This window comes from Azorhizobium sp. AG788, from assembly GCF_943371865.1.
Classification (GTDB): Bacteria; Pseudomonadota; Alphaproteobacteria; order Rhizobiales; family Xanthobacteraceae; genus Azorhizobium.
The window spans coordinates 21,697-46,867 of the sequence record NZ_CALRWL010000050.1 but is presented as its reverse complement, the minus strand read 5'-3'; the positions used below and the strand labels follow the sequence as shown (position 1 = coordinate 46,867).

The window sequence follows — 25,171 nt, the reverse complement described above, 5'->3', positions numbered from 1 at the left end:
CCGGCCGGTTCACCCCCCTCCCTGCCCTCCCCCGCAAGGGGGGAGGAGCCTGCGCCAGAGGGGGAGCGGGTTCGCAAGCGGAGGGAACGTCAGGGGAGAGGGAAGCCGTGCCCGCGCGCCACACGGGCGCGATAGCAGAAGGTCGGCCGGGAAGCCGCCCTCACAGCGCCTTCTTGATCCGCACCAGCTTGAAGAAGCCCACCGGGAACACCGGAGAAATCTCCACCACCGACATGTCCGGATGGCGCGCCGCCCATTTGCGCAGGCGGCCGGCCTTGAAGGCGATGCTCCAGCCCACCTTCTTCACCAGCGGCGCCAAGGCGCTTTCCACATGCATGGCAGGACCGGCATCGGCGCCGAGCTTGGAGGCGATGATGATCTCGCCGCCGGGCTTCAGCACCCGGCGCATCTCGTCCAGCGCCCGCTCGGGGTGCGGCACCAAGGTGATGACGAACGGCACGGTGATGGCATCGAAGCGCGCGTCGGCAAAGCCCAGGGCGCACGCGTCCATGGCGGCCAGCAGGCCCACCTGCGAGAGCTGGCGGAAGCGCTTCTTCTCCACCGCCTTTTCCAGCATGTCGAACGACAGATCGATGCCGGTGACGTGGCAGCCCTTGGGATAATAGGGCAGCACCAGACCGGTGCCGACACCCACCTCCAGGATCTCCGGACCGCAGGCGGAAGCCGCAGCGGCCGCCTTGCGCTGGGCATCCGCCAGCAGCTTCACATAGACCTTGTCATAGATCGGCGCCCATTTGGCATAGGCCCGCTTCTGACCTTCGAGATCGTATTGGACGGCCATCCCTGCCCTATCCTAGCCTCACGACCGGGAGGACGGCCGGACACTCCGGCACGCGCTCCCGTCTGCCCAGACAAAACCCGCCCCCAGGGCCGCAGATGCGAACCATGGAACCGGGTCCAAATCGTCTTGCCGCTGCCCGATCCTCATGCCGCCGGAGCGGCGGGATCCGGTGCAACCGGCCCTGATCTCACCTGGCACGCCGACCGTCACGCCACCTGGGCGCGCAGCAGGCCTCCTGCGGCGCCTTCGGCGCGCTGGATGGTGCCGCCGCCCAGAAGGCGGGCGGCGCCGCTCGCCGCATCGTAGAACACGCAAGCCTGCCCCGGTGCAACGCCTTCTTCGCCCAACAGCAGATGCACCACCGGCGCGCCCGCCGCCGACAGGCCCAGATGGGCCGGGGTGGGCGGGCGGGTGGAGCGCACTTTCACATGCACCTCCTGCCCCTCGGCGCAGGCGCGGGCCAAAGGCATGTCGCCCAGCCAGTTGATGTCGGAGAGATGGATGGTGCGCACCGCCAGCGCCTCGCGCGGGCCGACCCGCACTTCGCGGCGGGCGGCATCGATGGCGACGACGAACAAAGGTTCGGGGGTGGAAATGCCCAGGCCCTTGCGCTGGCCGATGGTGTAATGCATCACGCCGCGATGGCGACCGAGGGTGCGGCCGTCCAGATGGACGATGTCGCCGGCCTCCCCGGCCTCGGGGCGCAGGCGCTCCACCACTTCGGCATAATCGCCGCCGGGCACGAAGCAGATGTCCTGGCTGTCCGGCTTGTCGGCAATGGGCAGGCCCAGTTCCACCGCCAAGGCGCGCACGTCGCTCTTCTTCATGCTGCCGAGCGGAAAGCGCAGCCGGGAGATCTGCGCCTCGGTGGTGGCGTAGAGGAAGTAGCTCTGGTCGCGGCCCTCTTCCGCGGCGCGGAACAAGGCGCGGCGGCCATCAGGCAGGCCGCGGCTGGCCACATAATGGCCGGTGGCCAGCACCGAGGCGCCGAGATCCTGCGCCGTGGCCAACAGATCGCGGAACTTCACCGTGCGGTTGCAGTCCACGCAGGGAATGGGGGTGAAGCCGGAGGCATAGCTCTGGGCGAAGCGCTCGATCACCTCTTCGCGGAAGCGGCTTTCATAATCGAGCACATAATGGGGAATGCCGAGCCGGTCGGCCACGTCGCGGGCGTCATAAATGTCCTGGCCGGCGCAGCAGGCGCCCTTGCGCTGGGCGGCCTCGCCCTGGTCATAGAGCTGGAGGGTGACGCCCACCACATCGAAGCCGGCGCGGGCGAGCACGCCCGCCACCACGGAGGAATCCACCCCGCCGGACATGGCCACCACCACGCGGGTGGAAGCGGGATCGGTCCCGATGTCGGCAATGTCTGGAAGCACGAGGCGGCTCTTTCGGCACGACGCCGCCAGCGGCGCCGCACCTAATATAGGGTGCAATGCCGCCGACGCAATTCTCATGCCGCATAGCTGGGGTCAAACGGGCGGGAGGCTTGTCCCCATCGGCGTCTTTGCCCCGCTCATTTGGTGCGGGCGCGCACCCATTCGACGATGCCGGAAAAATCCTTGCCGGCATTTCCCTCGCCCTCGAACGCCGCATAGAGCCCGGCGGCGGTGGCCCCCAGCGGCGTGGCGGCGCCCGCATGACTGGCGGCTTCCTGGGAGAGTTTGAGATCCTTCAGCATCAGGGCGGCGGAAAAGCCCGGCTGATAGTCGCGATTGGCCGGGCTGGTGGGCACGGGACCGGGCACCGGGCAATAGGTGGTGAGCGCCCAGCATTGGCCGGACGAGGTGGAGGCCACGTCGAACAGCGCCTGATGCGACAGGCCCAGTTTCTCGCCCAGCACGAAGGCTTCCGACACCGCGATCATGGAGATGCCCAGGATCATGTTGTTGCAGATCTTGGCCGCCTGTCCGGCGCCGCCATCGCCGCAATGGACGATCTTCTTGCCCATGAGAGCGAGGATCGGCTGGGCGGCGGCGAACGCCTCCGGCGACCCGCCGCACATGAAGGTGAGGGTCGCCCCCTCGGCCCCCGACACGCCGCCGGACACCGGCGCATCCAGGCTCACATGGCCGACGGCCTGCGCGGCGGCGTGGAAGGCGCGGGCGTTTTCCACATCGATGGTGGAGCTGTCGATGAACAGCGTGCCCTTGCGGGCGGCGGCAAAGGCGCCGTCGGGGCCGGTGGCCACCCCCACCACATGGCGGCCGGAAGGCAGCATGGTGATGACCACATCCGCCTGCGCCGCCACATCGGCGGCGCTGCCGGCCAGCTTCAGGCCGCGGGCCACCGCCGCGTCCAGCGCCGAGAGCGAGAGATCATAGCCCACCACCGTGTGGCCCGCCTTGGTGAGATTGGACGCCATGGGCCCGCCCATATTGCCCAGTCCGATGAAGCCGATCGTCGCCATGTCATTCTCCTGAAAAGGGCCAGGCCGTCAGTTGCCGCGCGCCACCAGGGCGCGGGCAATGATCACCCGCATAATTTCATTGGTGCCTTCGAGGATCTGGTGCACCCGCAGGTCGCGCACGATCTTCTCGACGCCGTAATCAGCCAGATAGCCGTAGCCGCCATGCAGCTGCAACGCCTGGTTGGCCACCTCGAAGCCGGCATCGGTGACGAAGCGCTTGGCCATGGCGCACAGCCTTGTGGCCTTGGGGTCGGCGCGATCCAGCGCGGCGGCGGCGCGCCACAGGAAGGTGCGGGCCACCTCCAGATCGGTCTCCATGTCCGCCAGCTTGAATTGCAGCGCCTGGAACTGGTTGATGGCCTTGCCGAACGCCTTGCGCTCGCTCGCATAGGTCAGCGCCTTGTCGAACGCCGCCTGCGCCCCGCCGAGCGAACAGGCGGCGATGTTGAGCCGCCCGCCGTCGAGACCGGCCATGGCGAACTTGAAGCCCTCGCCCTCGGCACCGAGGCGGTTGGCCACCGGCACCCGCACGCCGTCGAAGATCACCGCGCGGGTGGGCTGGATCTTCCAGCCCATCTTCTTCTCATTGGCGCCGAAGGACAGGCCCGGCGTGCCCGCCTCCACCAGCAGTGTGGAGATGCCCGACGGCCCCTCGCCGCCGGTGCGCACCATCACCGCATAGAGATCGGACGCGCCGGCCCCGGAGATGAACTGCTTCTCGCCATGCAGCACATAATGATCGCCGTCCCGCACCGCGCGGGTCTTCAGCGCCGCCGCGTCCGAGCCGGAGCCCGGCTCGGTGAGGCAATAGCTGGCCACCAGATCCATGGCGCACAGCTTGGGCAGCCAATAGCTGCGCTGCTCGGGCGCGCCGAAGCGGTCGATCATCCAGGCGACCATATTGTGGATGGACAGGTACGCCGAAGTGGCCGGACAGCCGGTGGCCAGCGCCTCGAAGATCAGCGTGGCGTCCAGCCGCGACAGGCCCGAGCCGCCCACATCGTCCCGCACATAGATGCCCGCCATGCCCAGCGCGGCGGCGGCCTTGAGCGTCGGGATGGGGAAATAGGCCTCGTCATCCCATTGCAGCGCATGGGGGGCGATCTCGGCATTGGCGAAGGTCTGCGCCATGTCGCGGATGGCGATCTGGTCTTCGGTCAGTTCGAACATGTCAGGGCCGCCATGGGGAGAGATGCAGGAGCGGTGGTGGCTGGAACGGTCTGAACGCTTGGTGTGGAGAGCGTTTCACCCCCCTCCCCAGCCCTCCCCCGCAAGGGGGGAGGGGGCGCGGCACGCGGGCCGCTCGGGGGGTGGGAAGTGAGTGGCCGTCCCGTGAGCGAGCGTCCCCGTGAGCGAGCGTCATGGGGCGAAACGTCTCGGCGCGCGGACGGCAACCCTCCCCCCTTGCGGGGGAGGGCAGGGAGGGGGGTGAAACGGCCGGGCACGGGCACAAGGTCCGCCGCCCACCTCCGGCATCACCGAGCCGCCGAATACCGAGCCGCTGAGGGGAGATCCCCTCACGGGCGACACGCGCACCGGCCAAGAGCGTGCTCATTCCAGGCCTTCCCGGATCTCATCGAGGGTCAACGGGCGGGAGGGTTTCGTGAACGCACGGGTGTATCTCGACACAGCCACGCGCTCCTCGGGCGTATAGGGACGCCCGAGCGCCGTCATCCTGTCCAGCTCGATCTCAGCCGTGGTGCCATTCTGGCGCGCCCGCGCTTCGAAGAAGCGCAGTGCGTCGTCGTAAAGGCTCCGGTTCACGGGCTGCGCCATGGCGGTCCCTTCCGAAGGCGGGCGTTGCTCGGCATAAAAGCCTAGCACACGCCCGAACCGAACGTCCCGCTCACCCCATGGTGGGGATGACGAACTCGGCGCCGTCCTTGACGCCGGAGGGCCAGCGCGAGGTCACGGTCTTGGTCTTGGTGTAGAAGCGCACCCCGTCCGGCCCGTGCTGGTTGAGATCGCCGAAGCCGGAGCGCTTCCAGCCGCCGAAGGTGTGGTAGGCGATCGGAACCGGGATCGGCACATTGATGCCCACCATGCCCACGTTCACCTTGGAGGCGAAATCGCGGGCGGCATCGCCGTCGCGGGTGAAGATGGCGACGCCATTGCCATATTCATGCTCGGACGGCAGGCGCAGCGCCTCGGTGTAGTCCTTGGCCCGCACCACCGCGAGCACCGGGCCGAAGATCTCTTCCTTGTAGATGCGCATGTCCGCCGTCACATGGTCGAACAGGCAGCCGCCCAGATAGAAGCCGTTCTCATAGCCCTGGAGCTTGAAGCCGCGGCCATCCACCAGCAGCTTGGCGCCTTCCTCCACGCCGATGCCCACATAATTGGTCACCCGCTCCAGCGCCTCGCGGGTCACCAGCGGGCCGAAGTCGGCGGTCATGTCGGTGGACGGGCCGATGCGCAGGCCTTCCACGCGGGGCACCAGCTTTTCCAGCAGCTTCTCGGCAGCGTATTCGCCCACCGGCACCGCCACGGAAATGGCCATGCAGCGCTCGCCCGCCGAGCCGTAGCCGGCGCCGATCAGTGCATCCACCGCCTGGTCCATGTCCGCATCGGGCATGACGATCATGTGGTTCTTGGCGCCGCCGAAGCCCTGGCAACGCTTCCCCGTCGCCGCCGCGCGCGAATAGATATACTGGGCGATGGACGAGGAGCCGACGAAGCCCACCGCCTGGATGTCCGGATCGTCCAGGATCGCGTCCACCGCTTCCTTGTCGCCATTGACCACATTGAGAATGCCGGCGGGCAGGCCGGCCTCGATCATCAGTTCGGCCAGACGCATGGGCACGCCGGGATCGCGCTCGGACGGCTTGAGGATGAAGGCGTTGCCGCAGGCGATGGCCGGGCCGAACTTCCACATGGGGATCATGGCCGGGAAGTTGAACGGGGTGATGCCCGCCACCACGCCCAAGGGCTGGCGCATGGAATAGACATCGATGCCCGGGCCGGCGCTGTCGGAAAACTCGCCCTTCAGCAGATGGGGGATGCCGACGGCGAACTCGATCACCTCCAGCCCGCGCTGGATGTCGCCCTTGGCGTCGGGAATGGTCTTGCCATGCTCGCGGGCCAGCAGTTCGGCCAAGGCGTCATAGTCGCGCTGCACCAGTTCCAGGAACCGCATCAGCACGCGGGCGCGGCGCTGCGGATTGGTGTTGGCCCAGCCGATCTGCGCCGCCTTGGCGTTTTCCACCGCCGCGCGCATTTCGGCCGAGGAGGCCAGCGCCACCCGGCCGACCACTTCGCCGGTCATGGGCTGCCAGACGTCGCTATAGCGACCGGAGGTGCCGGGAACGTGCTTGCCGCCGATGAAATGGCCGATATCGCGCATGATGCGGTCTCTCCCTGAGATGACGTGTTTTGGTTGGCCGGCACAATGCACTGGCTTTTTTTGCACCACCAGGGCAATTTGTGCACGAAGTCTGTGCGATTTTCGATAGGCTCGAGAGACGATCGCCATGAAGGCTGCGGACTTCGAATGGTCGGACCTGCGCTTCTTCCTGGCGGTGGCGCGCAGCGGCAAGCTGATCGCCGCCGCCCAGGCGCTCGCCGTGGAGCATTCCACCGTGTCCCGCCGCATCGCCGCTCTCGAGCGGGCGCTGGGGGCGAAGCTGTTCGACCGCCGCCCCGCCGGCTTCGCCCTCACCGCCCAGGGCGAATTGCTGCTGCGTTCGGCGGAAGCCATGGAGAGCCTGGCGCTGGGGGCGCTGGGGGATATCGCCGGGGCGGACATGGGCATTTCGGGCAGCGTGCGCATCGGCGCGCCGGACGGGTTCGGCAGCATGTTCCTGGCGCCGCGGCTGGGGGCGTTCTCCGCTTTGCATCCGGGGCTGGAAATCCAGCTGCTGGCCATGCCGCGCACGTTTTCGCTGTCCAAGCGCGAGGCGGACATCGCCATCTCGCTGTCGCGCCCGAAGGAAGGCCGACTGCATGCCCGCAAGCTCACGGACTATCGGCTGAGGCTCTATGCGTCGCGGGACTATGTGGCCCGCCACGGCCCCATCACCGCACCGGGCGACCTGCCCCGCCACGCCTTCATCGGCTATATTGATGACCTGATCTATGCGCCGGAGCTGGACTATGTGCCGCTGATCTCGCGCGATCTGAAGGCGCGGCTGAAAAGCTCCAACCTCATTGCCCAGATGATGGCCACCCGCGCCGGGGCCGGGGTGTGCGTGCTGCCCTGCTTCATGGGCGACGGGCAGGAGGATCTGGTGCCGATCCTGCCGCAGGAGGTGTCGCTGACCCGCACCTTCTATCTCATCACCCACACCGACATGCGCGATCTGGCGCGGGTGCGGGCGGCGGCGGACTTCATCGCCGGGCAGGTGAGCGAGGCCAAGGCCCGCTTCCTGCCCATGGTGTTCTGAACGCCGGCATCAGGGGCAGGCGGCGCCGGCCGGCCCGCCAGGAGCGCGGGCCGGGCGCGGCACGGCAGCGCCTCAGGCGAGGCTCGCCGATGCGGTGCGCACCTTGCGGGTGGCGGCTTCCACATGCTCGGTGGAGGCGGCAATGGCGGTCATGTTCTGCTGCACCATTTCGATGCCCTGGGCGGCGGTCTGCATGTTGGCGGAGACCTCCCGCGTCACCGCCGTCTGCTCCTCCACCGCCGCAGCGATGATGGACGAGATATTGCTGAGTTCGCTGATGGAGCCGGTGATGGTGTCCAGGGCCGCCACCGCGTCGCGGGTCGCCTGCTGCACCGCGTTGATCTGCTCGGCGATTTCGCTGGTCGCCTTGGAGGTCTGGCCCGCCAGGCTCTTGACCTCCGAGGCCACCACTTCGAAGCCGCGCCCCGCCGCCCCGGCCCGTGCCGCCTCGATGGTGGCATTCAGCGCCAGGAGGTTGGTCTGGCCGGCGATGGAATTGATCAGCTCCATCACATGGCCGATCTTCTGCGCCGCCCCGCTGAGGCTGCCGACGATCTGGTTGGTGCGATTGCCCTGCTCCACGGCCGCGGCGGACAGATCGTTGGACTGGCGCACCTGCCGGCTGATCTCCTCCACCGAGGTGGCCAGTTCCTCGGCCCCGGCGGCCACGGATTTGACGTTGGCGGCGGTCTGATTGGTGGCCGCGGACGCCGCGGCGGCCTGATGATTGGCCTCGGTCAATTCGTCCGCGATCATGGAGAGTTCGGTGTCGATGTCCTTCTGGACCCCGGCGCGGGTGTTGCGCTCGCGCACGTCCGCGGTCACGTCGGTGGCGAACTTCACCACTTTGAACGGGCGGCCGTCGGGATCGAAGATCGGGTTGTAGGTGGCCTGAATCCACACCTCGCGCCCGCCCTTGCCGACGCGCTTGTACTCCGCCGCCTGATAGGTGCCGGCGCGCAGCGCGTCCCAGAACTGGCGATAGGCCGGAGTGTCCTGCTCGCCGGGCACCACGAACAGGCTGTGGTGCTTGCCCACGATCTCTTCGCGGCCATAGCCCACGGCGGCGAGGAAATTCTCATTGGCGTCCAGGATGGTGCCGTCGAGGGCGAAATGGATCACCGCCTGCGACTTGGAGATGGCCTCCACCTGGCCCTGGAACTCGGCGTTGCGCAGCTTCTGCGCGGTGATGTCGGCGGCGAACTTCACCACCTTCAGCACCTTGCCGGCGTGCGTGATCAACGGATTGTAGGTGGCCTGCAGCCAGATCTCGGCGCCGCCCTTGGCGATGCGGCGATATTCCGCCGCCTGAAACTCGCCCGCCCCCAGCCGCCGCCAGAACTCGCGATAGGCGGCGCTGTCGCGATAGGCCGGCTCCACGAACAGATTGTGATGCCGGCCCTTGATCTCGGCGAGGTCGTAGCCGACCACCTTGAGGAAGTTCGCGTTCGCCGTCAGGATTTCCCCCGACGGGGAAAACTCGATGACCGCCAGGGCCTTGTCGAGCGCCGCCAGCTTCAGCTGGGATTCATTACCGCTACCAACGCTAAACATGACTGTCGATCTCTGCCGATGAACCGGAGGCTTCTCCCGAAGATAAGCCCCCGACCTTGCTTCAGGCCTGCGGCCGAACACGCCAAGCGTGCGCCCCGCGCTCGATACAATGCGTTGACGGATTGATCCCGCACCGGCTGCCGCCCCGCCCGGCCCTCGGCGCGGGTCCGCATGACCTGCGGGCCCGCGGCGCGCCTCAGGCGATGGCCGCAGAGGCGGTGCGCACCCGGCGGGTGGAGGCTTCCACCTGCTCGGTGGACGAGGCGATGGAGCCCATGTTGTGCTTCACCGTCTCGACCCCCTGGGCCGCCACCTGCATGTTCGACGAGACTTCGCGGGTCACCGCCGTCTGCTCCTCCACCGCCGCGGCGATGATGGAGGAGATGTTGCTCAGTTCGGAGATGATGCCGGTGATGGAGCCGATGGCGTCCACCGCCTCGCGGGTGGCCTGCTGGACGGACTCGATCTGGGCGGCGATCTCGCTGGTGGCCTTGGAGGTCTGGCCCGCGAGGCTCTTGACCTCGGAGGCGACCACCGAGAAGCCACGCCCGGCTTCGCCGGCACGCGCCGCCTCGATGGTGGCGTTCAGCGCCAGCAGATTGGTCTGGCCGGCGATATTGTTGATGAGTTCCACCACGGCGCCGATCTTCTGCGCCGCCCCGGTGAGGCTCTGCACGATGGTGTGGGTGCGGGCGCCCTCGGCCACGGCGGAATGGGCCAGATCTGAGGACTGCTTCACCTGCCGGCTGATTTCCTCCACCGAGGCGAACAATTCCTCGGCGCCCGCGGCCACCGACTGCACGTTGGAGGCGGTCTGGTTGGTGGCGGCGGCGGCGGAGGCGGCCTGGAGATTGGTCTCGGACAACTGGCCGGAAATCTCCTGCAGATCGGCGTCGATCTCCTTCTGGATGGTGGCGCGGCGCTGGCGCTCCACCACCATGGGGGTGATGTCGGTGGCGAATTTCACCACCTTGAACGGCTTGCCGGTGTCATCGACGATGGGATTGTAGCTGGCCTGGATCCAGACCTCGCGCCCGCCCTTGCCGATGCGCTTGTATTCGGCCGCCTGGTATTCGCCGCGATTGAGCGCCTCCCAGAAGCGCTTGTAGTCGGGGCTGGCCTTATCCTGCGCCGACACGAACATGGAATGGCTCTGGCCCTTGATCTCGTCCAGCCGATAGCCGAGCGCATCCAGGAAGTTGGCATTGGCCTCGGTGACAATGCCGTCCAGGGTGAAATGGATCACCGCCGACGACTTGCCGATGGCGGCGATCTGGCCCTCGAAATCGGCGTTGCGCATCTTCTGCGCGGTGATGTCGGCGGCGAACTTCACCACTTTCAGCACCTTGCCGCCGCTGTCCCGGACCGGGTTGTAGGAGGCCTGAAGCCACACCTCGGCGCCGCCCTTGCCGATGCGCTTGTATTCGCCGGAATTGAAGCGGCCCTGGCCAAGGTCCTTCCAGAACGCCGCATAGGCAGGCGTATCGCGCAGCTTGGGATCAACGAACAGGCTGTGATGCTTGCCCTTCAGTTCGGCGGCGGAATAGCCGACCACGGCCAGGAAGTTCTCGTTTGCCCGCAGGATCTCGCCCGCTGGGGTAAACTCGATTACCGCCAACGCTTTCTCGAGCGCCGCCAGCGTATAGGCCGCTTCCTTGTCACTGCCGAAATGAAACATCACGCTTCCCCTCTGAATCGAAAACACAGGTCTTCTTGTTGGTGCAATGCACTCGCTCTACATCCGAAGATATCATCGCGGCGCGCACCTCACGACCTCGAGGCTTGCGTCTGGCTTGCTTCGGCGGATAATTGCCACCAAATTACATCCGGTTTTGAACTAGATCTCGGCCCGACTTGCCTTGCGACCCTCCTTAGGGTGCAATTTGACCTCGGCTCATCAACAACGGATACTGTCGCAGACACGGTGCCCAACCGACGGCAAGCACTCCGCCACGCATCCATCTCCGGACATCTTGCGGCCCAGCATCACCAAGCGCACATCCCGCTACGGCTCATCTGGCGAAGACATTTCGTTCCGCAACGGCACGACGAGCCCCACGCCGCAGAGGACATCTGCGCCCGTTACGCGTGCGTCTTCAGTCATTTCAGCAATGTCGGACGCTCGGGCGCCCGGCATCTGCGTTCCACGCTCGATTTCGCAATGATGTATACGGGCGCAAGACGCGTTGGATCAGTGCGGGGCTTGCATGCCCGCAAGCGCATGACAGAAGGCCCGCCGCCATCGCCCGCACAGATCGGCAACACCGGTTGTGAGGGAGGAGCACCAGGCAGGTGATGATCCCGGAGCAGAGCCCGCTCCGGACCCACGCGCGACATGCCCTCCCCCCCGCCGCCCCATGCGCGCTCCCAGGGCCACGCCCGAGCCTTCGTTCGATCTTGGCCATGACGTGGCGATCGCACCACGTGCCAGCGGTGCCGGCTCCCCGGCAGAACCCGCGCCCGGCCCTTTGCCACCTTGCCTCTTGGCCGTCTCCCGCCGATGATCGCGGGATCGATTCGTCGGTTTGCGCATGTGGGATTGCGCCACCGGGGGCGGGGAACCGGGAGACACCTATTGGCAGATGCCGACACCGCGTTTCGGCTGGTCATCGCCGACGACCACCCGCTCTTTCGCGGCGCGTTGCGCGAGGCCGTGCTCGGACAGTTTCCCAAGGCTGAAATCGCCGAAGTGGGCACTTTCGACGATCTGCACGCGCTCCTGGAGCGCGAGGCGGACTTCGACCTGATCCTGCTCGACCTCACCATGCCCGGCGCCCGCGGCTTCTCCGGCCTGATCTATCTGCGCGCGCAATATGCCGGCGTGCCGGTGGTGGTGGTCTCGGGCAATGACGAGCCCGCCGTCATCCGCCGCTGCCTGGATCTGGGCGCCTCCGGCTTCATTCCCAAGACCATGGGCACCGCCGCCATGCGCGATGCGGTGGCGGTGGTGCTGGCGGGCGGCACCTCCGCCCCCTCCGACATCGACATGGCCGCCCGGCAGGACAGCGAGACCGACACCATCATCTCCCGCCTGTCCACCCTGACGCCGCAGCAGGTGCGGGTGCTGATGATGCTGGCGGAAGGCCGCCTCAACAAGCAGATCGCCTATGAGCTGAGCGTCTCCGAGGCCACGGTGAAGGCCCATGTCTCCGCCATCCTGCAGAAGCTCGGCGTGGAGAGCCGCACCCAGGCGGTGATCGCCGTCTCCAAGGTGGACGCCGGGCTGTGGAGTGCCAATCAGGCCTGAGCCCCGTGCGGGGACCGGACCCGGCACGCAGCGGCCGCTTTCGGATCGCCGCCGGCTCCGGGGTGACAGGATGTAAAGCAATCCGCGCCATGGTCGCTTGCCCTTGGGTCGTGCCCGGCGGCATGTGCGGTGAAGATGAATGAGGCGCCCAAGGGCATGAGCGAAGATACTCTGCGGACCACCCCGGCCAAGCCCTCGGCCCTCGACGCTCTGAAGGTCTATCTGCACCCCAGCGTGATGGTGGTGATCCTGCTGGGCTTCTCCTCCGGCCTGCCGCTGGCGCTCACCGGCACCACGCTCGCGGTGTGGATGACCGAGCGCAAGGTGGACATCGCCACCATCGGCCTGTTCCATCTGGTGGGCCTGCCCTACACGCTGAAATTCCTCTGGGCGCCGCTGGTGGACGCGCTCGACGTGCCGCTGCTGTCGCGCTGGCTCGGACGGCGGCGGGGCTGGCTGCTCGCCACCCAGCTCATGCTGGCCGCCGCCATCCTGTTCCTCGGCTTCCAGGATCTCGGCTTCACCACTTCGGCGGACGGCACCAAGTCCGTCGCCTCGCTGGCCCTCGTTATCGGCGCCGTCGCCGTGGCCTTCCTCTCCGCCACCCAGGACATCGTGGTGGATGCCTATCGGGTGGAAAAGCTCGACACTTCCGAGCAGGCCGCCGGCATGGCCGGCTATGTGGCCGCCTATCGCATCGGCATGCTGGTGTCGGGCGCCGGCATCATCGCCTTGGTGGCGTGGCTGGAGCTGAAGGGCCTGCCCCACGACAAGGTGTGGGCCTGGGGCTATGGAGTGGCCGCCGCCGGCATGGCGATCGGCATGGTCGCCACCCTGCTGGCGCGCGAGCCCGACGGCGCGCCGCGCGTGGCCCATGAGGGCCGGACGCAGGAAGGGGGCGTGCACCCGGGCGGCGTGATCGCCGCCATCAAGCGGGTGACCGTCACCGCCTTCAGCGCCTTCTCTGAATTCCTCACCCGGCGCGATGCCGTCGCGGTGCTGCTGTTCGTCACCCTCTACAAATTCTCCGATGCGCTGGCCGGTGGGCTCACCGCGTCCTTCATCATCTCCATCGGCTTCGACAAGGCCACCTATGCGGCCATCGCCAAGGGGGTCGGCCTCATCGCCGCGCTGGCGGGCGGCTTTGCCGGCGGCATGCTGGCGCGCGAGCGCTCGCTGCTGTGGTGCCTGTGGGTGGGCGGCCTCCTGCAGATGGTCTCCAACTTCGCCTTCACGGCCCAGGCCTTGATCGGGCCGGACGTGGCCTTCCTCACCTTCGCCATGGTGGTGGAGAATTTCACCGGCGCCATCGGCACGGTGATCTTCGTCGCCTATCTCTCGTCCCTGTGCGGGGTGCGGGCCCATACGGCGACCCAATATGCCCTGCTCACCGCTTTGACCGCCGTGGGCCGCACGGTGCTCGCCTCAGGCGGCGGCTATATCTATGACATGACCGGCTGGGCCTGGTTCTTCACCATCTCCGTCATCGCCGGCCTGCCCGGCCTGGCGCTGCTGCTGTGGCTCCAGGCGCGCGGGCATTTCCGGGAGCTGTCCGCCAAAGCCTGAGCATCCTCAGCGCCGCTGTTGCGCGCGCGCGACGACACGCCGCCGGGGACGGCTATATTGGCGGCAGCCCGTCTGGCGAAGGATAGACCCAATGTCCGTGCGAAACGCGATCAAGCCGCCGCCCAACCCGCGGGCCTATGACGACTTCCTCAGCCGCAAGGTCGCGGCGGCGCGCGAGTCGGTGCGCATCGGCGAGGGCCGCTCCAATGACGAGGTCGAGGCCACGTTCGCGGCGCGGCGGGATGCGGTCCGCCGGGGCTGAAACGGCCTTGAGGCCGGGCCGTCTCAGCGCCGGGCTGCGGCCACCTGGAGCACTGCCCGTTCGGCCACCGCCTCGCCCAAAGCCGCATTGCGGCGGGCGGTGAGGATGGCCTCGTCCACCACCAGGATCGCCTTGATGCAGCGCTCCGGGGTCAGGCCGCGCAGCGCCCGCTCCACCTTCGGCTTGCGGGAGAAATGCACCATGGGGCGGGCCTGATCGATCACCCGCTCGATGGTGGAGCCCCCCGCCACTGCCAGCGCCATCTGGTGCACGCTCATCAGCCCGCGCAGCAGGGCGCCCAGCACCGCGTCCGGGCGGGTGGTGGCGCCCCAGGCCTTGGCCAAAGCGGCGGTGGCCTCGGGCGCATTGCCCGCCAGCGCCGCATCCACCACGTCGTCCAGGGCCAGCGCCGAGGCATCGCCGACGATGACCCGCACGTCCTCCAGCGTGACCTTGCCCTGCCCCTTGGCATAGAGCGCCAGCTTGGCGATCTCGCCCCGCGAGGCGAGGCGATCGCCGCCGATCAGCGATACCAGCAGTTCGCGGGCATCACGCTCGATGGTGAGGCCCTCCGCCCCCAGCATGGTGTCCACCAGCCGGGCGAGATCGCGGTCGCCGTCCGCATAGCAGGGAATGGCCAAAGCGCGGGGAGAGTTCTCGCACAGGCTGCGCAAAGGCGCGCCCTTCTTCAGGTCGCCGGCCTCCACCACCACCAGCGTGTCGCAGGGTTCCGCCAACACCGGCTCCAGGGCCGGGACGATGTTGCGCGAGCCGGCGCGGATCCACACCACCCGCTCGCCGCCGAACAGGCCCACGGTGCGGGTCTCGTCCATCAGCCGGCGGGGATCGCTGGAGAGTTCATCCCCCTCCAGCCGGATCACGGCGAACGGGTCGGTGAGATCGGGGACGACACGCTTCACCAGCGCGCCGGCGCGCTCGCGCACCAGGCCGAGGTCCGGCCCGAAGATCAGGACCACCGCATGCTTGGGGTCGCGGCGGGCCAGGGCCGCATCCGCATCCCCCGCGCGCACCGCAACCATCAGCTCAGCTGCCCGGCGGCTTGGCGGTGGCCGGCGAGGTGGCCGGGGTCGCCGGCTTGGCGGCGGGCGGCGGCGGCGGGTTGACGAAGAAGTCGATCAATTGCGCCTGCATCTGCTCCACCACCACGCGGGCGGCCCGGGCTTCCGCATCGCGGGTGGCGCGGTAATTGGCGAAGCGCTGGTCGCTCACGTCGATGGAGGCGGTGCCGGAGGCCTTGCCGCTGACCAACGCCGGCTTGGTCTCCTCGCCTGCCCGCATCAGGCGCCAATTGGCCACGACGTGGATGATCTTGTTCTCCGGCAGGCCCGAGGCGGTATCCACGATGGAGGAAGCCGAGGTGGCCCCCACCGAAATGAACAATTTGTACGGCGCCCCCACCGGATTGCCGGCGCCGCCGGTGAATTCGAAGATCAGGTCGTTGCGCAGCTCGTTGCCGAGCCGGCCTTCGATCTTGACGATCTCGATGGAGCGCAGCTTCTCCAGCAGCGGCGTGCCGCCCACGGTGGATTTTTCCGCATACATGGGCTGGAAGCAGCCCGCCAATCCGCCCGCCAGCAGGCCGACGACGGCGAGGCGGGCAAGGCGGATGGCCAGCGAACGGCGGTCGGTCCGTCGGGCGGCGATGGGCGCGGGGGCGTCAGGCGACGACATTCACGATCCTCTGTGGCACGACGATGATACGCTTGGGCGGCTTGCCGTCGAGGGCCTTGCGCACGCTGTCCAGCTCCAGCACCACGGCTTCCACCTCGGCAGGGGTGGCATCGCGCGGCACGGTGACATCGCCGCGGCGCTTGCCATTGACCTGGATCGGCAAGGTGATGGTGTCTTCCACCAGCAAGGCCTCGTCCACCTGCGGCCACGATGCCTCGGCCAGAAGCGTGTCGTGGCCCAGCAGGACCCAGCATTCTTCCGCCAGATGCGGGGTCATGGGGCCCACCACCTGCACCAGCATCTCGGCTGCCTCGCGCAAGGCGAAGGCCAGATCGTCCGGCACCGGGCTGGCGCCACGGGCGGCGGCGATGGCCTGGCCGAAGGCGTTGGAGAATTCGTGCACATGGGCCACAGCGACGTTGAAGCGCAGGCGCTCCACATCGTCCGCCACCTGATGGGCAAGGCCATGGGCGGCCCGGCGCAAGGCGGTGGCCTCGGGGCCGAAGGCGTCCGGCTTGGCCGCATCGGCGGCCGCGCCCAGTTCGATGGCCTCGTTCACCTGCCGCCACACCCGCTGCACGAAGCGCCAGGCGCCCTCGATGCCGGACTGGGTCCACTCGCTGTCGCGCTCGGGCGGCGTGTCCGCCAGCATGAACCAGCGGGCGGTATCCACGCCATAGGTGTCGGCCACCACTTCGGGCGCCACCACATTGCGCTTGGACTTGGACATCTTCTCCGGCGGGCCCACCGTCACCGGGGCGCCGCCCTCCACCATCACGGCGGTGCCGGGACCGGTGAGGGTGATCTCCTCGGGGAACAGCCAGCGGCCCTGCGGATCCTTATAGGTCTCGTGGACGATCATGCCCTGGGTGAACAGGCCCGCGAACGGCTCGGTCACATCCACCCGGCCGCAGGCGGCAAGGGCGCGGGTGAAGAAGCGCGAATAGAGCAGATGCAGGATCGCGTGCTCGATGCCGCCGATATATTGGTCCACCGGCAGCCAGTGCTTCACCGCCGCCTTGTCCAGCGGCGTGTTCACGTCGTCGCTGGCATAGCGCAGGAAATACCAGGACGAATCCACGAAGGTGTCCATGGTGTCGGTTTCGCGCTTGGCCGGGGCGCCGCACTTGGGGCACGGCACGTCGCGCCAGGCCTTGGCCCGGTCCAAAGGATTGCCGGGACGGTCGAAGGTGACATCGTCCGGCAGCGTCACCGGCAATTGGTCGCGAGGCACCGGCACCGGGCCGCAGCTGTCGCAATGGATGATCGGGATCGGGCAACCCCAATAGCGCTGGCGCGAGATGCCCCAGTCGCGCAGGCGGAAGTTGACCTTGCGCGTGCCCTGCGGCTCCTCGCCCACCCGGAAGCGCTCCAGCCGGCGGGCCACCGCCTCCTTGGCCGCGGCGATGGTGAGGCCGTCCAGGAAGTGCGAATGAAACAGCGTGCCCTCGCCGTCATAGGCGATCTCTTCCACCGCGAAGGTGGCGGGATCGGCATCGGGGGGCAGCACCACCGGGGTGACGGTCAGTCCGTATTTGCGGGCGAAGTCCAGGTCGCGCTGATCGTGCGCCGGGCAGCCGAAGATGGCGCCGGTGCCGTAGTCCATCAGCACGAAATTGGCCACATAGACCGGCACGGTCAGGTCCGCGTCCAGCGGATGGACCACGGTGAGGCCGGTGTCGAAGCCCTTCTTTTCCTGGGTCTCGATCGCCTCGGCGGAGGTGCCGCCGGTCTTGCAGTCGGCGATGAAGGCGGCCAGCTCCGGCCGGCTCGCCGCCAGATGGCGCGCCAGGGGATGGTCCGGCGACAAGGCCAGGAACGAGGCGCCGAACAGCGTGTCGGGACGGGTGGTATAGACCTTCACCGCCGCCGTGCCGGCCGCGGCCAGCGAGGCCTTGGACAGTTCGAACAGCACTTCCAGGCCTTCGGAGCGGCCGATCCAGTTGCGCTGCATCAGGCGCACCTTGTCCGGCCAGCGGTCCAGGGTGTCGAGCGCGTCCAGCAGCTCCTGGGCAAAAGCGGTGATGCGGAAGAACCATTGCGACAGCTTGCGCCGCTCGACGATGGCCCCCGAGCGCCAGCCGCGCCCCTCGATCACCTGCTCATTGGCCAGCACGGTGTTGTCCACCGGATCCCAATTGACCTCGCTCTCCTTGCGATAGGCGAGATCATTCTCCAGGAAATCCAGGAAGATGCGCTGCTGCTCCACATAATAGGAGGGGTCGCAGGTGGCGATCTCGCGGTTCCAGTCCAGCGAGAGGCCGAGCAGCTGCAACTGCTCCTTCATGGAGGCGATGTTTTCGTAGGTCCAGCTCTTGGGATGGATGCCGCGCTCGATGGCGGCATTCTCCGCCGGCAGGCCGAACGAGTCCCAACCCATGGGATGGAGCACGTTGAAGCCCTTCATGCGCTTGTAGCGCGCGAGGACGTCGCCCATCACATAGTTGCGGCCGTGGCCGATGTGGATGCGCCCCGATGGATAGGGGAACATCTCCATCACGAAGAATTTCGGGCGCGGGTCGTCGTTGCGGGTGCGGAAGATGCCGCGCTCGCTCCAGGCGGCCTGCCAACGGGGTTCCGCGTCACGCGCGTTATAACGGTCTGTGCTCATGTCCGAAAATGCTGATCCCAACGCGGGCGGACTAGGACAGAAACAGGCGCACGGGTCAACCGTTGCGGGCGCACGGCTGGGTCGCAGACGCCGGTGATCGGGTGCGCCGCACCGTGCGCGGTGTCATAGGGCGCGCGTCCCTGCAAGCGCCACCCTTGCCACGCTCCCCCGCATCGTCCATCAACAGGCGTTATAACTTAAGAGGTGCGGCATGGCGGGCATGGGACGGTGGAGCGCGGTCGTGGCGGGGATTCTCTCGCTCCTGGTTCCCCTGTCCAGCGCCCATGCGGCGAGCGCGACGGCGGCCCTGTCCGGCGTCGGCCTGTCGCCGCTCTGGGCGGTGCCGTTTGCCGGCATGCTGCTGTCCATCGCCTTGTTCCCGCTGCTGGCGAACCGCTTCTGGCATCACCATTACGGCAAGGTGGCGCTGTTCTGGGGGCTGGCCTTCCTGGTGCCCTTCACCCTCACCTTCGGCCCGTCCATGACCACCCATGAGGTGGTCCACACCGCCTTGCTGGAATATATCCCGTTCATTGTGCTGCTGGCGGCACTGTTCACGGTCTCTGGCGGCATCCTGGTGGCCGGGCACATCCATGGCGGGCCGGCCACCAACACCGCCATCCTGGCGCTGGGGACGGTGCTGGCCAGCCTCATCGGCACCACCGGCGCCTCCATGGTGCTGATCCGCCCGCTGCTGCGCGCCAATGAGGGCCGCAAGCACAATGTCCACACCGTGGTGTTCTTCATCTTCCTGGTGTCGAACATCGGCGGCTCGCTCACCCCGCTCGGCGATCCGCCTTTGTTCCTGGGCTTCCTGAAGGGGGTCAGCTTCTTCTGGACCACCACCCATCTGTTCCACGACACCGCGGTGGTGGCGGGCATCCTCCTGGTCGCCTATTACCTCCTGGAGCGCTATTTCTACAGCCGCGAGGTCGATCTGGCCGCCGCGCCCGAAGCCAGTGCGGAGACCAAGCTCAGCCTGCGCGGCCTGCAGAATGTGCCGCTGCTGTTCGCGGTGATCGGCGCCATCCTGCTCAGCGCGCTGTGGAAGCCGGGCGTGTTCTTCGATGTCTATGGCACTCGGCTGGAACTGCAATGGATCGTGCGCGACGTGCTCCTCGTGCTCGTCGCCGTGGTCTCGGTGCTGATCACCCCGCAATTGCTGCGTGAGCGCAACGGCTTCGACTGGGAGCCGATCCTGGAGGTGGGCAAATTGTTCGCCGCCATCTTCCTCACCATCATTCCGGTGATCGCCATTCTCAAGGCCGGCAGCAACGGCGCCTTCGCCCCGCTGGTGGCCCTGGTGACCGGTCCGGACGGCCAGCCGGTGAACGCGGCCTATTTCTGGCTGACCGGCGGCCTGTCAGGCTTCCTGGACAACGCCCCCACCTATCTGGTGTTTTTCAATCTGGCCGGCGGCGATGCCCACCAATTGATGGGGCCGCTGCAAGTGACGCTGGAGGCCATTTCGGCCGGCGCGGTGTTCATGGGCGCCCTGACCTATATCGGCAACGCCCCCAATTTCATGGTGCTGTCCATCGCCAAGCATCGCGGCGTGAAGATGCCGAGCTTCTTCGGCTACATGGGCTGGTCGATCGTGTTCCTGCTGCCCTGCTTCGCGCTCATCACCTGGCTGTATTTCATCTGAGCGGGACGGCCGGCTGGGTTGCCCAGCCACCGCGCCGGTGTCACCTTTAGATCGGACCCTTGGCACAAGGCGGGCAGCGATGAGCGTTCCCTTGAACCGGAAATGGCAGACCTTTGTGGATGAGGCGGTGCGCACGGGGCGCTTTCCCTCGTCAGCGGCCGTGGTCGAGGAGGGGTTGCGGCTGGTGGCGGAGCGCGAGCGCCGGCAGGACGAACTCCGTGCTCATCTTGAGGCAGCCATCGACGAAGGTGGCAGCTTCACGGACGCCGAGATCGAGGCGGAACTGGAAGCGCGCGTTGCACGCCGCCTTGCCGACAGAGGCTGAATGAGACGCCTGCGCTACCTAGCGGCGGCGCGGCGAGACTTGATCGCGATTTTTGAGTTCATTGCCGAGCAGAACGACAATCCCTTGGCGGCGCGCCGCTTTACAGAGCGGCTACGCGCCCGGTGTCGCCTGATTGCCGACACACCAGGCCTCCTGGGCACGGCGCGTCCGGAGCTTCATCCGGACATTCGCAGCTTTGCGTCCCAGGGCTACGTCATCTTCTTCCGCTATATCCGTGATGCCTTGGAGATCGTCGGCATCATCGAAGGACACCGGGATATGGCCCGTTGGTCGCAGACCCTTCCGGGCGCCACCGACCCAGCGGCGACGCCCGAAGAGGAATGATCACGCCACGCAGGACAGGAAGCCGGCTTCCAGCTTGGCGGTGTCGAGCTTGCGGCCGATGAACACCAGGCGGCTCTGACGCTTCTCGTCGTCCTTCCACGGGCGCTGATGGTCGCCGTCCAGGATCATGTGCACGCCCTGGAACACGAAGCGGTCCGGATCATCCTTGAACGACAGGATGCCCTTGGAGCGCAGGATGCTGGCGCCATCCACCGCCACCACGTCCTGCACCCAGGGGAAGAACTTGTCCGGATCCACCGGCTTGTCGGTGGAGAAGGACACCGATTGCATGTCCTCGTCGTGATAATGCTTCAGCCCGCCATGGCTGTGGCCGGCGTGGGCATGCCCATGGTCGTGATCGCGATCATGATCATGGTGGTCATGATCGTGGCCCTCATGGCCGCAGCCGGGGCCATGCACATGGCCTTCCTCTTCGCCCTCGTTGAGGAACTCGGGTTCCACGGCGAGGATGCGCTCCAGATCGAACGCGCCCTGGTTCAGCACCTTGTTGATGTCGATGGCCGACTTCTGGGTGCGATAGAGCTTGGCATAGGGGTTGATGGCGCGAATGCGCCCTTCCACTTCCGCCAGTTCGTCCGCGCTCACCAGATCGGTCTTGTTGAGCAGGATCACGTCGGCAAAGGCGATCTGGTTCTTGGCCTCGGGGGCGTCCTTCAGCCGGGCGGTGAGCCATTTGGCATCGGCCACGGTGACCACCGCATCCAGCTTGGTGCGCGCGCCCATTTCCTCGTCCACGAAGAAGGTCTGCGCCACCGGGGCAGGATCGGCGAGGCCGGTGGTTTCCACGATGATGCCGTCGAACTGGCCCTTGCGGCGCATCAGCCCGTCGATGATGCGGATGAGATCGCCGCGCACGGTGCAGCAGATGCAGCCGTTGTTCATCTCGAACACTTCCTCGTCGGCGCCGACCACCAGATCGTTGTCGATGCCGATTTCGCCGAACTCATTGACGATCACGGCGTATTTCTTGCCGTGCGGCTCGGAGAGGATGCGGTTCAACAGCGTGGTCTTGCCGGCGCCGAGATAGCCGGTGATCACGGTGACGGGGATTTTTCCACCCGGGAGGGTGTCAGCGCCGGTCTCAGCCATGGGATCTCCAATGCGGGCCGTGCCCGCGCAAGCCGCAACGGCCGCGCCCCCGAGGAGCGCGGCCGCCGCTTATTCCAATACGTCCGCGCCGGAGGGCGCTGTCACTTGGTCAGCGCACCCGCCAGCTGGCGGATGTTGTAGCGTTCCATGTCGATGTAGGAAGTCGCCGGGCCTTTGTCATCGGACAAAGCGTCGGAATAAAGCGTGCCGCCCACGATGGCGCCGCTCTCCTTGGCGATGCGGTCCACCAGGCGCGGGTTGGTGACATTCTCCAGGAACACCGCCGGGATCTTCTGGGTCTTGATCTGGCGGATGATCTTGCCGACGTCCTTGGCGGAAGCCTCGCTCTCGGTGGAGACGCCCTCGGGGGCCAGCAGCTTCAGGCCATAGGCATCACCGAAATAGCCGAAGGCATCGTGCGAGGTGATGATGCGGCGGTTCTGCTCGGGAATGGCGGCGATGGCCGCCTTCACTTCGGTTTCCAGCTGATCCAGCTTGGCGGTATAGGCCGCGGCATTGGCGGTATAGACGTCCTTGCCGGCGGGATCGGCGGCGATCAGGCCGTCGCGGATATTGGCCACATAGATCTTGGCATTGGCCACCGACTGCCAGGCGTGCGGATCGATCGGGCCGTGGTCGTGGCCGGCGTGCGCATCCTTCTTGCCCTTGGGCGCCTCGTCCTCCTGCGGCTCGTCCTTCGAGCGCTCGCGCGGGGTGATGCCCTTGGTGGCCACCACCACGGTGGCCTTGGTGCCGGAGGCCTTCACCAGCCGGTCCATCCAGCCCTCGAAGCCGAGGCCGTTGACGAAGATCACCTTGGCGGCGGCCAGTTTCTTGGCGTCGTTGGGGGTGGGCTGATAGACGTGGGTATCGCTGTTGGGGCCGACGATGGTGGCCAGCGAAATGCGGTCGCCGCCCACATTCTTCACGAAATCGCCGAGAATGGAGAAGGACGCCACCACCGGCAATTTGGCGGTGGGGGCCGGCGATTGGGCAAGCGCCGGGGATGCGCCGAGCAGGAGTGCCGCGGCGAGCAGGGTACGACGGGACAGCATGAGAAGGCTCCGTTATGCCTCGAGATGACGACGAGGAAGCTGGCGGGACAGAACACCCCCCGCCGGACCGAAGATGACCGAGACCGCATAACCGGCGCCGGCCACCAGGATGATCGCGGGGCCGGAGGGGGCGCCCGCATGATAGGAAATCAGCAATCCGGCCACGCCGGAGACGAAGGCGATGCCCGTGGCCACCACCACCAGCCGGGTGAGATCGCGCACCCAGAACCGGGCCATGGCGGCGGGCAGCATCATCAGGCCCACCGAGAGCAGCGTGCCCAAGGCGTGGAACCCGCCCACCAGATTGAGCACCACCAGGGCCAGGAACCCGATGTGGCTGACGCCGCCGGACTTGCTGACCGAAGCCAGGAAGCTGGGATCCACGCATTCCAGCACCAGCGGCCGCCAGATGAAGGCCAAAGTCACCAGGCTGACGGTACCGATGCCCGCCACCAGGATCAGGGTCGGGTCATCCAGGCCCAGCACGGTGCCGAACAGCACGTGCAGCAGATCCACATTGGAGCCCTTCATGGACACGATCATCACGCCCGAGGCCAGCGACACCAGATAGAAGGCGGCCATGGAGGCATCCTCCTTGATCTCGGTGGCGCGGGCGACGACGCCCGCCCCCACCGCCACCAGCACCCCGGCCGCGAGGCCGCCGATGGTCATGGCGAAAAGATCGAGGCCGGAGACCAGGAAGCCGATGGCGGCCCCCGGCAGAATCGCGTGTGCCATGGCATCGCCGGTCAGGCTCATGCGCCGCAGCATCAGGAACACGCCCACCGGCCCCGCGCCCAGCGAGAGTGCGAACACGCCCACCAGTGCCCGGCGCATGAACTCGAACTCCGCGAATGGCGCGACCAGCAGATCGTAAAGGGTCACGCCGCGTGCTCGCAGACTTCGGCGCTTTCGTCCCAGGCTTCGCCCATGCGCCGGGCCTTCAGCAGATTCTCCGGCGCCAACACTTCCGCCGTCGGCCCCCAGGCCACGGCGGAGCGCGCCAGCAGCAGGGTGTGGGGGAAGTGTTCACGCACCAGATCGAAATCATGCAGCACCGCCAGGACGGTGCGCTTTTCCCCATGCCAGCGGCGCACCAGATCCAGAAGATCCGTCACCGTCTTGGCGTCCAAGGCGGTGAAGGGCTCGTCCAGCAGGATCAGCCGGGCGTCCTGCAGCAGCAGGCGGGCGAACAATGTGCGCTGCATCTGGCCGCCGGACAGGGTGCCGATGGTGCGGGCTTCGAACCCTTCCAGGCCCACGGCGGCGATGGCTTCGGCGATGCGGGTCCGATCGGCCTTGCCGATGCCGCCGAACAGGCCGGCGCGGCGCCACAGGCCCATGGCCACCATGTCATAGACGCTGATGGGGAAGGAGCGGTCGATTTCCGCGCTCTGGGGCAGATAAGCGATATCCCGCGAATCCAGCCCGGCGCGATCGATGGAGCCGTATAGGGGCCGCAGGGCGCCGGAAATGCCCTTCATCAAGGTGGACTTGCCGGCACCATTGGGGCCGCACACCGCCAGCAGGTCGCCCGCCTCCACCACGCCGTCCAGATGGTGGACGGCCGGGTGACGCTCATAGCCGAGGGCCAGATCGCGGAAACGCAATTGCGCGGTCATAGGTGCACCACCAGAGCCACCGCGACCCACATCACCGCGGACAGAACCGCCGCAACACCGAGCCGCGCCACGAGCGAGGCGCGCAGGGCCGAACTGCCGACCTGGGCCGGCTGCCGGGCGGTGCGACGGGTCGCACCGGCAGAAGAATTGGGGGGGCTATGAGCGACGGTGGACGACATGGAAACTCGCTTTCGACGGAAAAGATACAGAGTATCATTTCCCCTGTCCACCCCTGTCCGGCCGCAGGGCCCCTGGATTTCGGCTGCCCGAACGTCATGCAACCCCTTGCGCCGCAAGCCCTTGGACGGCGCATCGCCGCCGGGAGCGCGCAGGTGCAGGGGCCAGAAGCGGGCCGTCCGCGCGCTGCGGCCCCGCCACCGCCGTCTGGTGCAAAGCGGCCCCGCGTGGCGTGCATGGCACCGGTGCCGGGAAGACCGGCCGGTCCCCCGTCCGCCTCGCGTCCGCGTCGCCGAAAATCCCGCCGCCTCTCGACAGCGGCGGGCGGCTGGGCTTCATAGGCGGCGCGGGCGGATCGGCCTG

General features: G+C 67.3%; 23 protein-coding genes. 7 read left to right on the top strand and 16 right to left on the bottom strand.

Translation table 11 applies throughout. The annotated features are described in order from the left end of the window. Nucleotides 1-160: 160 nt before the first annotated feature. The 6 genes from AAG816_RS22425 to AAG816_RS22400 all read right to left on the bottom strand — a co-directional run bounded on the left by AAG816_RS22425 (nucleotide 161) and on the right by AAG816_RS22400 (nucleotide 6,555). Nucleotides 161-802, bottom strand: coding sequence for a class I SAM-dependent methyltransferase (locus AAG816_RS22425; protein WP_341991913.1), 642 nt, complete (start codon nucleotides 800-802; stop codon nucleotides 161-163). Between the two features lie 206 nt (nucleotides 803-1,008). Then, nucleotides 1,009-2,181 carry a tRNA 2-thiouridine(34) synthase MnmA gene (gene mnmA / locus AAG816_RS22420; protein ID WP_341991912.1) on the bottom strand — a complete coding sequence of 391 codons (1,173 nt, stop codon included), beginning with the start codon at nucleotides 2,179-2,181 and terminating at the stop codon, nucleotides 1,009-1,011. Between the two features lie 137 nt (nucleotides 2,182-2,318). Continuing rightward, complete coding sequence (gene mmsB, locus AAG816_RS22415; protein ID WP_341991911.1) at nucleotides 2,319-3,212, bottom strand: 3-hydroxyisobutyrate dehydrogenase; 894 nt, start codon at nucleotides 3,210-3,212, stop codon at nucleotides 2,319-2,321. Nucleotides 3,213-3,239: 27 nt separating this feature from the next. Further along, nucleotides 3,240-4,382 carry an isobutyryl-CoA dehydrogenase gene (locus AAG816_RS22410; protein WP_341991910.1) on the bottom strand — a complete coding sequence of 381 codons (1,143 nt, stop codon included), beginning with the start codon at nucleotides 4,380-4,382 and terminating at the stop codon, nucleotides 3,240-3,242. Between the two features lie 381 nt (nucleotides 4,383-4,763). Beyond that, nucleotides 4,764-4,988, bottom strand: coding sequence for a hypothetical protein (locus AAG816_RS22405; protein ID WP_341991909.1), 225 nt, complete (start codon nucleotides 4,986-4,988; stop codon nucleotides 4,764-4,766). Nucleotides 4,989-5,058: 70 nt separating this feature from the next. Further along, nucleotides 5,059-6,555, bottom strand: a complete 1,497-nt coding sequence (locus AAG816_RS22400; protein ID WP_341991908.1) for a CoA-acylating methylmalonate-semialdehyde dehydrogenase — start codon at nucleotides 6,553-6,555, stop codon at nucleotides 5,059-5,061. Nucleotides 6,556-6,682: 127 nt separating this feature from the next. Between AAG816_RS22400 and AAG816_RS22395 the strand changes: the two genes are divergently transcribed. Beyond that, entirely contained in the window at nucleotides 6,683-7,594 is a 912-nt protein-coding gene (locus AAG816_RS22395; RefSeq protein WP_341991907.1) for a LysR family transcriptional regulator, read from the top strand. A 72-nt stretch (nucleotides 7,595-7,666) separates the two neighbouring features. Here AAG816_RS22395 and AAG816_RS22390 read toward each other — a convergent pair whose 3' ends face one another. Further along, nucleotides 7,667-9,148: a PAS domain-containing methyl-accepting chemotaxis protein gene (locus AAG816_RS22390; RefSeq protein WP_341991906.1), complete on the bottom strand. Its 1,482-nt coding sequence runs from the start codon at nucleotides 9,146-9,148 to the stop codon at nucleotides 7,667-7,669. 196 nt (nucleotides 9,149-9,344) lie between these two features. After that, nucleotides 9,345-10,826, bottom strand: a complete 1,482-nt coding sequence (locus tag AAG816_RS22385) for a PAS domain-containing methyl-accepting chemotaxis protein (protein WP_341991915.1) — start codon at nucleotides 10,824-10,826, stop codon at nucleotides 9,345-9,347. 897 nt (nucleotides 10,827-11,723) lie between these two features. Here AAG816_RS22385 and AAG816_RS22380 point away from each other — a divergent pair. The 3 genes from AAG816_RS22380 to AAG816_RS22370 all read left to right on the top strand — a co-directional run bounded on the left by AAG816_RS22380 (nucleotide 11,724) and on the right by AAG816_RS22370 (nucleotide 14,223). Next, nucleotides 11,724-12,395: a response regulator transcription factor gene (locus AAG816_RS22380; RefSeq protein WP_341991905.1), complete on the top strand. Its 672-nt coding sequence runs from the start codon at nucleotides 11,724-11,726 to the stop codon at nucleotides 12,393-12,395. A 156-nt stretch (nucleotides 12,396-12,551) separates the two neighbouring features. Beyond that, nucleotides 12,552-13,961 (top strand): MFS transporter, encoded by a 1,410-nt coding sequence (locus AAG816_RS22375; RefSeq protein ID WP_341991904.1) that lies wholly within the window; start codon nucleotides 12,552-12,554, stop codon nucleotides 13,959-13,961. Between the two features lie 91 nt (nucleotides 13,962-14,052). Then, nucleotides 14,053-14,223: a hypothetical protein gene (locus AAG816_RS22370; RefSeq protein ID WP_341991903.1), complete on the top strand. Its 171-nt coding sequence runs from the start codon at nucleotides 14,053-14,055 to the stop codon at nucleotides 14,221-14,223. A gap of 23 nt (nucleotides 14,224-14,246) precedes the next feature. Here AAG816_RS22370 and holA read toward each other — a convergent pair whose 3' ends face one another. From holA to leuS, 3 genes are read right to left on the bottom strand one after another with little or no spacing between them, the layout of a single operon-like run. Then, nucleotides 14,247-15,263, bottom strand: coding sequence for a DNA polymerase III subunit delta (gene holA / locus AAG816_RS22365; RefSeq protein WP_341991902.1), 1,017 nt, complete (start codon nucleotides 15,261-15,263; stop codon nucleotides 14,247-14,249). A 4-nt stretch (nucleotides 15,264-15,267) separates the two neighbouring features. Beyond that, on the bottom strand, nucleotides 15,268-15,915 hold the full coding sequence (gene lptE / locus AAG816_RS22360) for an LPS assembly lipoprotein LptE (protein ID WP_341991901.1): 648 nt from the start codon (nucleotides 15,913-15,915) through the stop codon (nucleotides 15,268-15,270). Then, entirely contained in the window at nucleotides 15,902-18,526 is a 2,625-nt protein-coding gene (leuS, locus tag AAG816_RS22355; protein ID WP_341991900.1) for a leucine--tRNA ligase, read from the bottom strand. The genes lptE and leuS overlap by 14 nt, the downstream gene beginning before the upstream one ends. 211 nt (nucleotides 18,527-18,737) lie before the next feature. On the opposite strand from leuS, the gene AAG816_RS22350 reads away from it, so the two are divergent. The 3 genes from AAG816_RS22350 (at nucleotide 18,738) to AAG816_RS22340 (ending at nucleotide 20,844) form a co-directional block, all read left to right on the top strand. Continuing rightward, on the top strand, nucleotides 18,738-20,174 hold the full coding sequence (locus AAG816_RS22350) for a sodium:proton antiporter (RefSeq protein ID WP_341991899.1): 1,437 nt from the start codon (nucleotides 18,738-18,740) through the stop codon (nucleotides 20,172-20,174). A 79-nt stretch (nucleotides 20,175-20,253) separates the two neighbouring features. Then, nucleotides 20,254-20,499, top strand: coding sequence for a type II toxin-antitoxin system ParD family antitoxin (locus tag AAG816_RS22345; protein WP_341991898.1), 246 nt, complete (start codon nucleotides 20,254-20,256; stop codon nucleotides 20,497-20,499). Continuing rightward, nucleotides 20,500-20,844, top strand: a complete 345-nt coding sequence (locus AAG816_RS22340) for a type II toxin-antitoxin system RelE/ParE family toxin (protein ID WP_341991897.1) — start codon at nucleotides 20,500-20,502, stop codon at nucleotides 20,842-20,844. Here the strand turns inward: AAG816_RS22340 and AAG816_RS22335 are convergent, their stop codons facing one another. From AAG816_RS22335 to AAG816_RS22315, 5 genes are all read right to left on the bottom strand, one after another. Continuing rightward, on the bottom strand, nucleotides 20,845-21,954 hold the full coding sequence (locus tag AAG816_RS22335; RefSeq protein WP_341991896.1) for a GTP-binding protein: 1,110 nt from the start codon (nucleotides 21,952-21,954) through the stop codon (nucleotides 20,845-20,847). It lies immediately after the preceding gene. A 101-nt stretch (nucleotides 21,955-22,055) separates the two neighbouring features. Beyond that, nucleotides 22,056-23,009: a metal ABC transporter substrate-binding protein gene (locus tag AAG816_RS22330; RefSeq protein ID WP_341991895.1), complete on the bottom strand. Its 954-nt coding sequence runs from the start codon at nucleotides 23,007-23,009 to the stop codon at nucleotides 22,056-22,058. A gap of 12 nt (nucleotides 23,010-23,021) precedes the next feature. Beyond that, on the bottom strand, nucleotides 23,022-23,846 hold the full coding sequence (locus AAG816_RS22325) for a metal ABC transporter permease (RefSeq protein WP_341991914.1): 825 nt from the start codon (nucleotides 23,844-23,846) through the stop codon (nucleotides 23,022-23,024). Between the two features lie 44 nt (nucleotides 23,847-23,890). Beyond that, nucleotides 23,891-24,631, bottom strand: coding sequence for a zinc ABC transporter ATP-binding protein AztA (gene aztA, locus AAG816_RS22320; protein ID WP_341991894.1), 741 nt, complete (start codon nucleotides 24,629-24,631; stop codon nucleotides 23,891-23,893). Continuing rightward, a complete protein-coding gene (locus AAG816_RS22315) occupies nucleotides 24,628-24,810 on the bottom strand; it encodes a hypothetical protein (RefSeq protein WP_341991893.1) in 183 nt (60 codons plus the stop codon). The genes aztA and AAG816_RS22315 overlap by 4 nt, the downstream gene beginning before the upstream one ends. Nucleotides 24,811-25,171: the final 361 nt, after the last annotated feature.

Excerpts from the sequence above, each read along its gene's own strand:
- AAG816_RS22425 (WP_341991913.1), bottom strand. The coding sequence starts at position 802 with ATGGCCGTCCAATACGATCTCGAAGGTCAGAAGCGGGCCTATGCCAAA.
- mmsB (WP_341991911.1), bottom strand. The coding sequence starts at position 3,212 with ATGGCGACGATCGGCTTCATCGGACTGGGCAATATGGGCGGGCCCATG.
- AAG816_RS22410 (WP_341991910.1), bottom strand. The coding sequence starts at position 4,382 with ATGTTCGAACTGACCGAAGACCAGATCGCCATCCGCGACATGGCGCAG.
- AAG816_RS22405 (WP_341991909.1), bottom strand. The coding sequence starts at position 4,988 with ATGGCGCAGCCCGTGAACCGGAGCCTTTACGACGACGCACTGCGCTTC.
- AAG816_RS22400 (WP_341991908.1), bottom strand. The coding sequence starts at position 6,555 with ATGCGCGATATCGGCCATTTCATCGGCGGCAAGCACGTTCCCGGCACC.
- AAG816_RS22395 (WP_341991907.1), top strand. The coding sequence starts at position 6,683 with ATGAAGGCTGCGGACTTCGAATGGTCGGACCTGCGCTTCTTCCTGGCG.
- AAG816_RS22390 (WP_341991906.1), bottom strand. The coding sequence starts at position 9,148 with ATGTTTAGCGTTGGTAGCGGTAATGAATCCCAGCTGAAGCTGGCGGCG.
- AAG816_RS22385 (WP_341991915.1), bottom strand. The coding sequence starts at position 10,826 with ATGTTTCATTTCGGCAGTGACAAGGAAGCGGCCTATACGCTGGCGGCG.
- AAG816_RS22375 (WP_341991904.1), top strand. The coding sequence starts at position 12,552 with ATGAGCGAAGATACTCTGCGGACCACCCCGGCCAAGCCCTCGGCCCTC.
- AAG816_RS22370 (WP_341991903.1), top strand. The coding sequence starts at position 14,053 with ATGTCCGTGCGAAACGCGATCAAGCCGCCGCCCAACCCGCGGGCCTAT.
- holA (WP_341991902.1), bottom strand. The coding sequence starts at position 15,263 with ATGGTTGCGGTGCGCGCGGGGGATGCGGATGCGGCCCTGGCCCGCCGC.
- lptE (WP_341991901.1), bottom strand. The coding sequence starts at position 15,915 with ATGTCGTCGCCTGACGCCCCCGCGCCCATCGCCGCCCGACGGACCGAC.
- leuS (WP_341991900.1), bottom strand. The coding sequence starts at position 18,526 with ATGAGCACAGACCGTTATAACGCGCGTGACGCGGAACCCCGTTGGCAG.
- AAG816_RS22350 (WP_341991899.1), top strand. The coding sequence starts at position 18,738 with ATGGCGGGCATGGGACGGTGGAGCGCGGTCGTGGCGGGGATTCTCTCG.
- AAG816_RS22345 (WP_341991898.1), top strand. The coding sequence starts at position 20,254 with ATGAGCGTTCCCTTGAACCGGAAATGGCAGACCTTTGTGGATGAGGCG.
- AAG816_RS22340 (WP_341991897.1), top strand. The coding sequence starts at position 20,500 with ATGAGACGCCTGCGCTACCTAGCGGCGGCGCGGCGAGACTTGATCGCG.
- AAG816_RS22335 (WP_341991896.1), bottom strand. The coding sequence starts at position 21,954 with ATGGCTGAGACCGGCGCTGACACCCTCCCGGGTGGAAAAATCCCCGTC.
- AAG816_RS22330 (WP_341991895.1), bottom strand. The coding sequence starts at position 23,009 with ATGCTGTCCCGTCGTACCCTGCTCGCCGCGGCACTCCTGCTCGGCGCA.
- AAG816_RS22325 (WP_341991914.1), bottom strand. The coding sequence starts at position 23,846 with ATGCGCCGGGCACTGGTGGGCGTGTTCGCACTCTCGCTGGGCGCGGGG.
- aztA (WP_341991894.1), bottom strand. The coding sequence starts at position 24,631 with ATGACCGCGCAATTGCGTTTCCGCGATCTGGCCCTCGGCTATGAGCGT.
- AAG816_RS22315 (WP_341991893.1), bottom strand. The coding sequence starts at position 24,810 with ATGTCGTCCACCGTCGCTCATAGCCCCCCCAATTCTTCTGCCGGTGCG.